Annotated in this window: 8 protein-coding genes; 6 read left to right on the top strand and 2 right to left on the bottom strand. The window is 68.2% G+C overall.

Annotated features, from left to right (window positions below; genetic code table 11):
- The first annotated feature begins 50 nt into the window (after window positions 1–50).
- The 5 genes from AB0F43_RS04080 to AB0F43_RS04060 all read left to right on the top strand — a co-directional run bounded on the left by AB0F43_RS04080 (window position 51) and on the right by AB0F43_RS04060 (window position 9322).
- Window positions 51–1328 (top strand): serine hydrolase domain-containing protein, encoded by a 1278-nt coding sequence (locus AB0F43_RS04080; RefSeq protein ID WP_360470314.1) that lies wholly within the window; start codon window positions 51–53, stop codon window positions 1326–1328.
- Window positions 1329–2378: 1050 nt separating this feature from the next.
- Window positions 2379–3776 carry a sigma 54-interacting transcriptional regulator gene (locus AB0F43_RS04075; protein ID WP_360470311.1) on the top strand — a complete coding sequence of 466 codons (1398 nt, stop codon included), beginning with the start codon at window positions 2379–2381 and terminating at the stop codon, window positions 3774–3776.
- A gap of 1 nt (window position 3777) precedes the next feature.
- A complete protein-coding gene (locus tag AB0F43_RS04070; protein ID WP_360470308.1) occupies window positions 3778–5736 on the top strand; it encodes a VWA domain-containing protein in 1959 nt (652 codons plus the stop codon).
- Window positions 5737–6011: 275 nt separating this feature from the next.
- On the top strand, window positions 6012–8681 hold the full coding sequence (gene ppdK / locus AB0F43_RS04065; protein ID WP_360473003.1) for a pyruvate, phosphate dikinase: 2670 nt from the start codon (window positions 6012–6014) through the stop codon (window positions 8679–8681).
- 362 nt (window positions 8682–9043) lie between these two features.
- Window positions 9044–9322 carry a muconolactone Delta-isomerase family protein gene (locus tag AB0F43_RS04060; RefSeq protein WP_360470305.1) on the top strand — a complete coding sequence of 93 codons (279 nt, stop codon included), beginning with the start codon at window positions 9044–9046 and terminating at the stop codon, window positions 9320–9322.
- A gap of 213 nt (window positions 9323–9535) precedes the next feature.
- Here the strand turns inward: AB0F43_RS04060 and AB0F43_RS04055 are convergent, their stop codons facing one another.
- Complete coding sequence (locus AB0F43_RS04055; RefSeq protein ID WP_360470302.1) at window positions 9536–10753, bottom strand: hypothetical protein; 1218 nt, start codon at window positions 10751–10753, stop codon at window positions 9536–9538.
- 196 nt (window positions 10754–10949) lie between these two features.
- Between AB0F43_RS04055 and AB0F43_RS04050 the strand changes: the two genes are divergently transcribed.
- Window positions 10950–12476: a UDP-N-acetylglucosamine 1-carboxyvinyltransferase gene (locus AB0F43_RS04050; protein ID WP_360470299.1), complete on the top strand. Its 1527-nt coding sequence runs from the start codon at window positions 10950–10952 to the stop codon at window positions 12474–12476.
- On the opposite strand, the gene AB0F43_RS04045 is transcribed toward AB0F43_RS04050, so the two are convergent.
- On the bottom strand, window positions 12441–13334 hold the full coding sequence (locus tag AB0F43_RS04045) for an alpha/beta hydrolase (RefSeq protein ID WP_360470296.1): 894 nt from the start codon (window positions 13332–13334) through the stop codon (window positions 12441–12443). The genes AB0F43_RS04050 and AB0F43_RS04045 overlap by 36 nt on opposite strands.
- Window positions 13335–13343: the final 9 nt, after the last annotated feature.

Here is a 13343-nt window from a genome sequence, read left to right as displayed (position 1 = left end):
GTCAACGGTCGGCACGGGGATGTGAGGCGGCGGCGAAGTAGGTTTGGCGCATGGGTGAGTGGTCTGCGCGGTTGAGTGAGTTGGCGGCGGCGGCGAAGGTGCCCGGGGCGGTGCTCGGGATCTGGTACGACGGCGAGACGACGATCGCGCCGTACGGCGTCCTCAACGCGGCAACCGGGGTGGAGACGACTGCCGACTCGCTCTTCCAGATCGGGTCGATCAGCAAGCCGTGGACCGCGACGATGATCGTGCAGCTGGCCGCCGAGAGCCGGCTGCGGCTGGACGATCCGGTGGTCAAACTGTTGCCCGAGGCACCGATCGGTCCGCGGATCACGGTCCGTCACCTGCTCACCCACACCAGCGGTATCGACGGCGACGTCTTCACCGACACCGGCCGCGGGGACGACTGCGTCGAGAAGTACGTCGGGCTGCTGGGCGATGTGGACAGCTTGTTCGAGCCTGGTACGGCGTACTCCTATTGCAACGCCGGATTCGTGCTGCTCGGGCGGATCATCGAAGTACTCGACGGTCGGACCTGGGACGCGTCACTCAAGGCCAGGCTGATCGAACCGCTCGGGCTGACGAAGACGGTGACGCTGCCGGAGGAAGCGATCCTGCATCGGGCAGCGCTTGGGCATCTCCTGACCGATGGTTCGCCGGTCAAGACCTGGCAGCTCCCGCGCAGTATCGGGCCGGCAGGGCTGATCACGCAGAGTGCGGGCGACCTGCTGGAGTTCGCCCGGATGCATCTGACCGACGAGCGATACGCGGCGATGCAGGAGCCGCAAGTCCCGTACGCCGGCGGTATCGGCGGCTTCACCGAGCTCGGGCTGGCGTGGCGCATCTACGGCTGGGGCGGCCGACGGCTCTTCGGGCATGACGGCACGACCATCTCGCAGCTCGCGTTCCTGCGCGTCGATCCGGAGGCGCGCCTCGTCATGTGCCTGCTCACCAACTCCGGCAACGGCACGAAGCTGTTCGAACCGCTAGCCTCCGAGGTCTTCACGCAGTACGTCGGCGTCGCCCACCCGGCGCCACCGCAACCGGTCGATCTTCCGCTCGATGACCGTCACGTCGGGCGATACGAGCGGGCGAGCGTACGGCTGGACGTCGTACGGCGGGACGACCGGTTGGTGATGAACTACCAGGCCACGGGTGAGCGGCTGGCATTCGCGGAGGAGCCGGTCCACGAGTACGAGCTCCGGCCGACCCTCCCGGCCGACGGCGATCACTTCGTCACGCGGGAGTCCGAGACGCATCCTTGGGTGCCGGTTCACTTCACGCCGACGTATTTGTTCACGTCGGGTCGCGTCACACCTCGGGTCTGAGCGGCCCCACCGCCCACCGCCCACAGGCCCGGCCGGCACCACGAACTCGACGACCCACGCGCCACACCTCTCGCCCCACTCCCGAACCCGCCGTACCGCTCCCGCTCCCGCTCCCGAACCGCCATAACGGCGACGTCAGCACCCGGAGCCGGTGGGGATTGGGGCCGAGTCTCTGGACAACTGTGGGGCGCGGCTCCGGGCTGCTTGATGGTGCTGGTCGTGGTGGCGTGCGTCAAGGGGGCCTTCGGCGTCCGCTGCGCGGATCGAACAAGTTCGACCCTTGACCCACGCCACCACGACCAGGGAAGGACGTAGCTGTCCCGGAGCAGCTCACCGAGTGGTCACGTGCGCCCGGCGTGGACACGGTGTGCCGGCCTGGATGCGCCGGATTCCCCTGGCCCTGGATCGGGACGGGCCCGGTGTTCGATGGGCGGGCGATTTTGCCCGCATGCCGGTCACACCGGGCAGAGCCCAGGACCTTGAACACCTTCTGGGGTCCGGAGACAGGCCATGTCATGTCCCCGGTCCCCAGAAGGTGTTCAAGCCCCCGGCGACCGACTCTCGGATCCCGGGATGCGGACGAAACCGCTCATATGCCGGGCAACCCGGCAAGCGGCGCGTCCCGCTGGCGGGTTATCTCACCACTGGCGTGTTGCAACCCGCCAGCGGTGACGCAACCCGCCAGCCGCCACCCCGTGGCCCCGAAACGCAGGCGCACCACCCAGCCCATCCACCACCGTGAGGGAGACCCTGCCGGACGTGTGGCCGGGGTTTCGGTTGGCGGGCGGTTTGGTTCGCATGCTGGCCAGAACCGGGCAGAACCTGAGGGCTTGAACACCTTCTAGGGTCCTGACACAAGAAATAGCCTGTTCACGGTCCCTTCATGTTGTTCACGGCTCCGGGATCTGGCCGATCCAGCGTCTGCGGGGGTGAGGGGCGTCGAGTCGTCGATCTTGGTTGGGGGATCGGCGTGTCGTGGACCTGGATTGACTCGGCGGCGGCGAGTCGGGGTGGGGTGGGGGTTGGGGTGGGCGAGCTAACGTTTCCAGGGTGACTAGTGCACCTGCTGAACTTCCACGTAAGGCCGGTGACCTGCGGGCCGCCGGGTATCTGCCACGGTCGATCAAGGCCGAGATTCGTGACAATTTGCTGAAGGAGCTGCGGGCTGGGCGTGATCCGTGGGTTGGGATCGTCGGATTCACCCGGACGGTGATTCCGCAACTCGAGCGTGCCCTGCTCGCGGGGCATGACGTCGTACTGCTGGGTGAGCGTGGTCAGGGCAAGACGCGGCTGCTGCGCACTCTGGTCGGGCTGTTGGACGAGTGGACCCCGGTGATCGAGGGGGCCGAGCTGCCCGAGCATCCGCTTGATCCGATCACACCCGCGTCCCGCCGCCGGGCCGCTGAGCTCGGGGATGAGCTGCCGGTGGCGTGGCTGCATCGGGACTTGAGGTACGCCGAGAAGCTCGCGACGCCGGACACGTCGGTCGGTGACCTGATCGGCGACGTGGACCCGGTGAAGGTGGCCGAGGGCCGCAGCCTGGGTGATCCGGAGACCATCCACTTTGGTCTGGTCCCGCGGTCGCACCGCGGGATCGTCGCGATCAACGAGTTGCCGGACCTGGCCGAGCGGATCCAGGTCGCGTTGCTGAACGTGATGGAGGAGCGCGACATCCAGGTCCGCGGGTACACGCTGCGGCTGCCGCTCGACGTGTTGCTGGTGGCAACGGCGAACCCGGAGGACTACACCAACCGGGGCCGCATCATCACACCGCTGAAGGACCGGTTCGGCGCCGAGGTCCGGACTCACTACCCGCTCGACATCGACGCCGAGGTGGACGTGATCCGGCAGGAGGCGGAGTTCACCGCCGAGGTCGGCGAGCCGCTGCTGGAGGTGCTGGCCCGGTTCGTCCGGCACCTGCGCGAGTCGAACGCGATCGACCAGCGGTCGGGTGTGTCGGCCCGGTTCGCGGTGGCCGCGGCCGAGACCATCGCCGCGGCCGCGCTGCGCCGGAGCGCGATCACCGGTGAGGAGCCGGCCGTCGCGCGACCGGTCGACCTCGAGGCGGTGCCCGCCGTACTGCGGGGCAAGCTCGAGTTCGAGCCTGGTGAGGAAGGGCGCGAGATCGAGCTGCTCGAGTATCTGCTGCGCCGGTCGGTGGCGGACACCGCGCGGGAGCGGTTCGCCGGTCTCGACCTCAGCCCGCTCGCCCATGCTGTTGCCGACGGCAACCTTGTGACGACGGGTGAGCGGGTGCCGGGCCGGGACGTGCTCGCGGCGTTGCCGGAGCTGCCGGTGCTGCACGACGTCGCCGCCCGGGCCGGTGTCGACCCGAACGAGTCGCCGGGCCGCATCGCCGCGGCGGTCGAGCTCGCCCTGGAAATGCTGTACCTGTCCAAACGTCTCGCCAAGGACGCCGACAACGACACCACGGTCTACGGGGCCTGAGATGACCGCCTCAATCCCCGAAGGCTGGTCCTACGGGCCGTGGCACGACGGGCCGGATCCGCTCGCCGCGCCGATCGATCTGCGTGACGCGCTGGACGAGATCGGCCGTGACGTGATGAACGGTTCGTCGCCGCGGTCCGCGCTGGAGGAGATGCTCCGGCGCGGCACCCGGAGCACCCAGGGGCTGGACGATCTCACCCGCAGGTTGTGGGAGCGTCGCCGCGAGATCCAGCAGCGGCACAACCTCGATGGGACGTTGAGAGACGTCCAGCGGCTGCTCGATGAGGCGCTGGCGGCCGAGCGCCGCGAGCTGTTCCCGAACCCGTCCGACGACGCCCGGTTCAAGGAGGCCCAGCTCGACGCACTCCCAGCGGGTACGGCGGCCGCCGTACGGGAGCTGGCGAACTACGAGTGGGAGTCCTCGGAGGCGCGGCAGAAGTACGACGAGATCCGGGAGTTGCTCGGCCGGGAGCTGCTCGGGTCGCGGTTCGAGGGCATGAAGGAGGCACTGCAGCAGACCACGCCGGAGGACGTGGCCCGGATCAACGAGATGCTGACCGACCTGAACGCGTTGCTCGCCGCGCACGCACAGGGTCGGCCGGATGTGCCGCAGTTGTTCGACGAGTTCATGGCCAAGCACGGCGAGTTCTTCCCGGAGAATCCACGGAACGTCGACGAGCTGATCGACGTACTCGCGCAACGGGCGGCCGCGGCGCAGCGGATGCTCAACTCGATGACTCCTGAGCAGCGGGCCGAGCTGATGGAGCTGTCGCAGCAGGCGTTCGGCAGTCCGCAGCTCGCCCAGCAGTTGGCTCAGTTGGACGCGCAGTTGCAGGCGCTCCGGCCGGGGGAGGACTGGAGTGGTTCGGCCCGGATGAGTGGTGACGATCCGCTCGGTCTCGCCGATGGCGCGCGGGCGATGTCGGATCTGGCCGAGCTGGACGCGTTGGCCGAGCAGCTCGCGCAGTCCTATCCGGGCGCGCGGATGGAGGACATCGATCTCGATGCACTCACTCGTCAACTCGGCGAGGAGGTGACGGTCGACGCGCGCCGGCTGACCGAGTTGGAGCGGCAGCTACGCGATCAAGGGCTGCTGGAACGCGCTCCGGACGGTTCGTTGCGGTTGTCGCCGAAGGCTTTGCGCCAACTCGGTCAGACCGCGTTGGCCGACGTACTGCGGACTGCCCGGGGCTCGGGTGAACGCGACGCGGCGAACGCCGGCGCGGCCGGTGAGTTGAGCGGGTCCACCCGGCCGTGGGAGTTCGGCGACACCCAGCCGTGGGACGTGCCCCGGACGGTCCGGAACGCCGTACTGCGGACTGCTTCACGGAGTGGATCGGTGAAGCTCGACGTGTCCGATGTGGAGATCGCGGAGACCGAGCATCGGGCCCGGGCCGCAGTGGCGTTGCTGGTGGACACGTCGTGGTCGATGGTCCAGGAGGGCCGCTGGCTGCCGATGAAGCGTACGGCGCTCGCGCTGCACCAACTCATCTCGACCCGCTATCGGAACGACGCGCTCCAGTTGATCACCTTCGGGCGGTACGCCGGGGTCGTCGAGCTACCGCAGTTGATCGGGATGGAGGGCGCCTGGGAGCAGGGGACGAACGCGCATCACGCCCTGCTGCTGGCCGGCCGGCATCTGCGTCGTCACCCGGACGCGCAGCCGGTCGTGCTGATGGTGACCGATGGCGAGCCGACCGCGCATCTTGAACCGGACGGGACCGCGGAGTTCTCCTACCCGCCCGAGCCGGCCACGCTGCGCAAGACGATCTTCGAAGTGGACCGCCTGGCCAAGCTGGGCGCTTCGCTGACCGTCTTCCGCCTCGGCGACGACCCCCGGCTCAACGCCTTCGTCGATCTGCTGGCTCGTCGCAGCGGGGGTCGCGTCCTCGCACCCGACCTCGACGGACTCGGCGCGGCGGTCGTCGGCGACTACCTGAGGACCCGCCGCAAGCTGTAGTCATGCACTCCCGGAAGCAGGGTGTTACCCACCTGGAAGGTGGCTGACACCCTGCTTCTGCGTTTCATCGGCAAACGTGGCGATTGTCTCGCGTTGTCAAGCAGGGAAGGGCTTTCCGGCCTTCGACCTGTGGGCAGGCTCACGTCGATATGGTGAGACCAGTGTTCAACTGGACTGGTTTTCTGGCTTACTCTGAAAGCACGCCCCCGCCGCCGGAGTCGATGGGCCAGCGGGTCACCTCTCCGCGCCTCAACACGCCTGAAACCCAGGGAGTGATCGTGCCGAAACTCGTCTACGACTTCGCCGAAGGCAACAAGGACATGAAGGACCTGCTCGGCGGGAAGGGGGCGAACCTGGCCGAGATGACGAACCTCGGCCTGCCCGTGCCACCGGGATTCACCATCACCACCGAAGCCTGCAAGGTCTACCTGCAGACCGGAGCGGTGCCGCCGGAGCTAGCCGAGGAGATCGACCACCATGTCGACGCGCTCCAGCAGAAGATGGGCAAGAAGCTCGGCCAGGCAGACGACCCGCTGCTGGTGTCGGTCCGGTCCGGTGCGGCGGCGTCGATGCCGGGCATGATGGAGACGGTCCTCAACGTCGGCCTGAACGACGACTCGGTCAATGGCCTGGCGCACCAGGCTGCCAACCCGCGGTTCGCCTGGGACGCGTACCGGCGGCTGATCCAGATGTTCGGCAAGACCGTGCTCGGGATGGACGGCGAGGTCTTCGAGCAGGCGCTGGAGGAGGCCAAGCAGGCCAAGGGCGCGCGGAGCGATCTCGACCTGGACGCCGACGACCTGAAGGCGCTCGTCCAGACGTTCAAACACGCCGTGCACGAGCACACCGGCCGCGAGTTCCCGCAGGACCCGCGGACCCAGATGGATCTGGCGATCGAGGCGGTCTTCGGCTCCTGGAACTCCGAGCGGGCGATCCTCTACCGTCGCCAGGAGCGGATCGGCGCCGACCTGGGTACGGCGGTCAACATCTGCTCGATGGTGTTCGGCAACCTCGGCATGGACTCCGGCACCGGCGTCGCCTTCACCCGCGACCCCTCCACCGGCCAGCCCGGCGTGTACGGCGACTACCTGCAGAACGCGCAGGGCGAGGACGTGGTGGCCGGCATCCGCAACACCGTCCCGCTGGCGGACCTGGAGAAGCTCGACAAGACGTCGTACGACGATCTGATGGCGAACATGGCCAAGCTCGAGGGGCATTACCGCGACCTGTGCGACATCGAGTTCACTGTCGAGCGCGGCAAGTTGTGGATGCTGCAGACCCGGGTCGGCAAGCGGACCGCGGCGGCCGCGTTCCGGATCGCGACCAGCCTGATCGACGAGGGTGTGATCGACACCGACGAGGCGCTGCGCCGGGTGAAGGGTGCACAGCTCGCGCAGCTGATGTTCCCGCGGTTCGACGCGGACGCGGACAAGGAGCGGATCACCAAGGCGATCGGCGCCTCGCCGGGTGCGGCCTCCGGCAAGATCGTCTTCACCTCGGCGGCCGCGGTCGAGGCGGCCGAGAGCGGCGAGAACGTGATCCTGGTCCGGCGCGAGACGAACCCGGACGACCTGCACGGCATGATCGCGGCCCAAGGCATCCTGACCAGCCGCGGCGGCAAGACCTCGCACGCGGCCGTGGTCGCCCGCGGCATGGGCAAGACCTGTGTCTGCGGCGCCGAGGAACTCGACGTGAACGTTGCCCAAGGCACCATCAAGGTGAACGGCACGGTGATCGGGGCCGGCGAGATGATCTCGATCGACGGCACCACCGGCGAGGTGTTCCGCGGCGAGGTCCCGGTCGTCCCGTCACCGGTGGTCCAGTACTTCGAGGGCTCGCTCGACCCCGACTCCGGGGACGACCTGGTGGCCTCGGTCCACCGGCTGATCACCCATGCCGATGAGGTACGGCGTCTCGGCGTACGAACGAACGCGGACACGGCCGACGACGCGGCCCGGGCGCGGCGGTTCGGGGCCGAGGGGATCGGACTGTGCCGGACCGAGCACATGTTCCTGGGGGAGCGGCGGGAGTCGGTCGAGCACTTGATCCTGGCCGACAACGACGCCGAGCTGGAGGCCGCGCTGGCCGAGCTGGAGCCGTTGCAGCGCGGCGACTTCCTCGAGTTGCTGGCGGCGATGGACGGGCAGCCGGTGACGATCCGGCTGATCGACCCGCCGTTGCACGAGTTCCTGCCGTCGATGGAGGAGCTGGCGGTGAAGGTCGCGCTGGCCCGCGAACGCGGTGAGAAGCCGGGGCACGACGCCGCGCTGCTGACCGCGGTCGAGCGGCTGCACGAGGAGAACCCGATGCTCGGGTTGCGCGGGGTCCGGCTCGGCCTGGTCGTCCCGGGGCTGTTCGCGATGCAGGTCCGGGCGATCGCGTCGGCGGCCGCCGAGCTGAAGAAGCAGGGCAAGGACCCGCGGCCCGAGATCATGATCCCGCTGGTCGGTGCGGTCCAGGAGCTGCATCTCGTCCGCGACGAGGTCGAAGGCGTACTGGCCGAGGTCGCGGCCGAGGAAGGGGTCGAATGGACGATCCCGATCGGCACCATGATCGAGTTGCCGCGCGCGGCGGTGATCGCCGACCAGATCGCCGAGGCGGCCGACTTCTTCTCATTCGGTACCAACGACCTGACCCAGACCACCTGGGGTTTCAGCCGCGACGACGTCGAGGGGGCGTTCTTCTCCCGCTACCTGGAGAGGGGCATCTTCGCGGTGTCGCCGTTCGAGTCGATCGACCGCGAGGGTGTCGGCGCGCTGGTCCGCACCGGCGTCGAGCGTGGCCGCGCCACCAAGCCCGACCTCAAGCTCGGTATCTGCGGTGAGCACGGCGGCGACCCGGACAGCATCCAGTTCTTCCACGAGGTGGGTCTGGACTACGTCTCCTGCTCGCCGTTCCGGATCCCGGTCGCGCGGCTGGAAGCCGGCCGTTCCGCCCTGGACTGATCCCAGGCAACCTTGTGAAGCCACCGACCATTTCGCGGCCCAGGAAACGGTTGGTGGCTTCCCAAGGTCGGCGGACAGCGCCTTGACAACCCAGCTGTGTGACGGACTGTACGGCTGTCTCAGCGCTCTCATCGAGGCCCGCAGGGGTTGGATCACCAAGCGTTACCTGACTCAACTGTCCGCAGCAATTTCCTTAACCAACCCCTTGCATCCGGGCTCGTTGACCAGTGAAAATAGCCGGGCGGGAAGGGCGAGCACTCGTCGACTTTCGGGTCCGACCTGAACCAGCCGCTGTGGGCGGCTCGTGACGCCCTTTCCCGCACCAAATCTCCTTGCATCGCAGGCCATGTAGGGTTTTGCGCATGGCCCTTTATGTCGTGCAGTTTCGCTTCGATCTTGCCGAGACCGACCGCCGGATGGAGGTCCGTCCGGCCCATCGCGAGTACCTGAGCGAGCTCAAGGAAGCCGGCAAGCTTGTCGCCGCCGGACCGTTCACCGACCAGACCGGCGCGCTGCTCATCTACGACGTCGCCGACGAGGCCGAGCTCCGCGACATCCTCGCCAAGGACCCGTACACCCCGCAGAACGTCTACGAAATCGCCACCCTCGCCGAGTGGCAACCCCTCTTCCCCTTGGGATAACCCCCCCACTTCGGTGGGCAACCCCCATCGTCAGTGGTCAACCCCTGAGTGGAGGGCTTGCCCCTTCGAATTCCGGATGGGCAACCCTCCACGTGAGTGGGCAACCCCCAACCTCGGTGGGCAACCCCCAACCTCAGTGGGCAACCCCCGTCCTCGGTGGGGATCCCCAACCTCAGTGGGCAACCCCCGTCCTCGGTGGGGATCCCCAACCGGTCAGGCGTCGGCGGCTTCCAGGTCGAGGTGGTCGACGTAGGCCCAGAGCCAGACGAGGGGGGCGAGGACCAGTTCGGGGTCGCCGTCCTCGTCGGCGACGAACACCATCGACGCCTCGCCGTTGAAGATGTCCTCGATCACCGCGTCACACACCTCGACCGCGGCCTCGAACGGCAGCAGTCGCGGCCCGTGCTCCCAGTGCGGCTGGGGGAGCGGCAGCACTGGCGCCTCGTCGGTGCCGTCCAGCTCGACCGACACCTTCTGCAGCTCCTCGTAGAGGTCGAAGGTGATCAGCCCGGCGAGCGGACTGCCGTCGATCCCGATCAGGTACGGGTCGTCGGAGCCGCTGCGGAAGTTGTCCCGCAGATCCGGCAGCGCCGCCTTGAGGTCGGTCGCTTCCAGGTACGGCGCCTCGGCCGGCTCGTCCTCCTCGACCTCGACCAGTCCGCTGCGCATCTGGTCGAACTGGTGCAGCAGGTCGTTCAGCTCGTCGTACGCACCTCCGCCCGGTGTCTTCTCCGCGCGCGCCTCCAGATCGCGCAGGTGCTCGACGAGCTCGTCCTCGAAGTGCAGCTCGTACTTCGGCAGGCCGGGCTCGCGTCCGGCGTTGATCTGAGCGACCAGCTGGGTCGCCACCGGACCGAGCCGTTCGGCCAGCACCTCCAGCGGCGTGGTCGGCTTCTCCTCGTCGTCGTGCGCGCAGGAGTCGTCCTCGACCTTGCCCTCGCTCTCCATCGCGAGCAGCACCTGGAACGCCGGGAACGCGACCAGCGCCGCGGTCGCCATCATCCCGTCGCCGATCAGCATCAGCGGGTTCCCGCCGGCCTCGGTCCGGCGCAGATGATCCGGCATCAGTACGGCGGCCTGCTCGACGTTGACCTGGCTGGCCAGCGAGGACAGGCCGTGGTCGGTGTCGACGCCGAGCAACTCGATCAGGCGCTCGGAGCTCATGTCGAAGTGGGAGCGCAGGTAGTACCGCAGCCAGCCCGCGTCGACCGGGTTGGCCAGCAGCTCCGCGATCCGGGCCCGGAAGTCGGCCAGGTCCGCGATCGCCAGCACCACCAGCACCGGCTGGTCGCCGTCGCCGATCACCAGCGGCCGGGTGTCGCCGTTCTGGAAGCCGTCGATCACCTGATGCAGGCTGTCGGCCGCCGCCTCCAGCGGCCACGACTCCGCCTCGAACTCTTTCACCGCCGCGGCGGCGGTGTCCTCGGGCATCTGCTGGTCCTCTCCGGATGGCGGCGGGAGTTGGGGGTAACTGTAGGCCGAAGAGGTTTCAACGGACTGTAGGGGGCGCCGACTTGCTGTGCTGTCAGGCGTCCGGGGGCGGTCGATCGAGGCGAGGTGACATTGGCTACGCTGACCTCGGCGGGTCGGTGCTGGGGTATCTCACATGTGAGATAAGGTCCCGCGCATGACTGATGACTACCTGAGCCGGATCGGCAATCTCATCCGGGACGCCCGGAAGCATCGCGGGTGGACACAGGCGCAACTCGCGGACGTGCTGAACACCAGCCAGAGTGCGGTGAACAGGATCGAGAAGGGTCATCAGAACCTCACGCTCGAGATGCTCGCCCGGATCGGCGAGGCACTCGACTCCGAAATTGTCTCTCTCGGTGGCGGTCCGGTCCACCTCCGCGTAGCCGGCGGCCGGCAGTTGTCCGGATCAATCGACGTCAAGTCCAGTAAGAACGCCGGTGTCGCGCTGCTGTGCGCCAGCCTGCTGAACAAGGGCCGCACCACGCTGCGCAAGGTCGCTCGGATCGAAGAGGTCAACCGGCTGCTCGAGGTGCTCAACTCGATCGGCGTCCGGACCACCTGGCTGAACGACGCCGGCGACCTCGAGATCGTCCCGCCGGCCCAGCTCGACCTGGCCGGGATGGACGCCGAGGCCGCCCGCCGTACCCGCTCCATCATCATGTTCCTCGGCCCGCTGCTGCACCGCGAGGACACCTTCCAGCTTCCGTATGCCGGAGGCTGCGACCTCGGGACCCGGACGGTCGAGCCGCACATGGCGGCGCTGCGGCCGTTCGGGCTGGACGTGAAGGCGACCGGCGGTGAGTACCACGCGATGGTGAACCGGGCTGTGTCGCCGGGCAAGCCGATCGTGCTGACCGAGCGCGGCGACACGGTGACCGAGAACGCGATCATGGCCGCGGCCCGGTACGACGGGGTCACGGTGATCCGCAACGCGAGCTCGAACTACATGGTCCAGGATCTCTGCTTCTACCTCGACCTGCTCGGCGTGAAGATCGATGGAATCGGCACCACCACGCTGACGGTGCACGGCAAGGCCGAGATCGACGTTGACGTCGACTACGCGCCGTCGGAGGATCCGATCGAGGCGATGAGCCTGCTCACTGCCGCGATCGTGACCGGTTCGGAGATCACCATCCGGCGGGCGCCGATCGAGTTCCTGGAGATCGAGCTGGCGCTGCTGGAGGAGATGGGCCTCGACTACAGCCGCAGCGAGGAGTACCTGGCCGAGAACGGCCGGACCCGGCTGGTCGACCTGACCACCCGGCCGTCCCTGCTGCACGCGCCGATCGACAAGATCCACCCGATGCCGTTCCCCGGCCTGAACATCGACAACCTGCCGTTCTTCGCGGTGATCGCCGCGACGGCGACCGGGCAGACGCTGATCCACGACTGGGTCTACGAGAACCGCGCGATCTACCTGACCGACCTGAACAAGCTCGGCGGCCGGGTCAAGCTGCTCGACCCGCACCGGGTGATGGTCGAGGGCCCGACGCACTTCTCCGGCGCCGAGATCATGTGCCCGCCGGCGCTGCGCCCGGCCGTCGTCACGCTGATCGCGATGATGGCCGCGAAGGGTACGTCGGTCCTGCGCAGTGTCTACGTGATCAACCGCGGCTACGAGGACCTGGCCGCCCGCCTCAACTCCCTAGGCGCCCAGATCGAGACCTTCCGCGACATCTGACCACTCGCTTGCGTCCGAGGAACTGGAGGGACGTCTCGCCACTTCTTCGGACGTGACGAAGGCGACGGCTTCGTCGATCACGGCCGGGTCCGAGAGGATCCGGCCGTGGCCGAGCCCGGTTTTGGGGGAGAAGCGGGCCTTCGGTCCGTACGACGCCAGCAGTACGGCGACCTGTGACGGGTCCACCACGTCGTCCACGTCGTTGTGGATGATCAGCAGCTCGGCCTCACCCGGACCGACCGAGAACCTGGTCCAGATCTCCGGGTCACCATCGAACAACCCGCGCTCGATGGAGCTCCTCAGCTCCGCCTGCACCGTGGGCTTCAGCCCGAGCTCGCGGCTGAACTTGTCGACCAGGTAACCGAACTCCGCGACACCGCTGATCGAGACGATCCTGCCCGCGGCCACTCCCTGGCGGACGGCGTACAGGGCGAACGGAACGCCCAGCGAATGGGCGATCACCCCTTCGAACCGGCCGTGCTTGTCGGCCAGTCCGGTGATGATGCGCTCGTGGTCGAGGATCGTGCCCATCGGCCCGGTCGTGTCGCCGTGGCCGGGTCCGTCGTACGAGATCGGGCTGTAGCCGAGCTCGAGCAGCTTGGTGATGAAACCGGCGTACCGGGACGCGCGTGAGCGCCAGCCGTGCACGAGCAGGACCGGGCGTCGGCCGTCGCCCCAGGCGTAGGTGACGATCCCGTCGACGACCTCCACCCGCGCGGCCGCGTGGATCGCGCGCTCGGCCTCGCGGACCTGCCCGCGGGCCAGCGGTCGACGCCACAGTTCGAACGCGAGCCGACCGGCCAGCGGGGGCGAGAACATTCCGATGGCCGACAATCCTGCCCGGATCAGGTTCTTCATGGCGCTCCC

The sequence above is a fragment of the Kribbella sp. NPDC023972 genome, from assembly GCF_040639075.1.
In the GTDB taxonomy this organism is placed as follows: Bacteria; Actinomycetota; Actinomycetes; order Propionibacteriales; family Kribbellaceae; genus Kribbella.
Note: the sequence above shows the minus strand (reverse complement) of the source record. Positions and strands in the feature narration are given on the sequence as shown.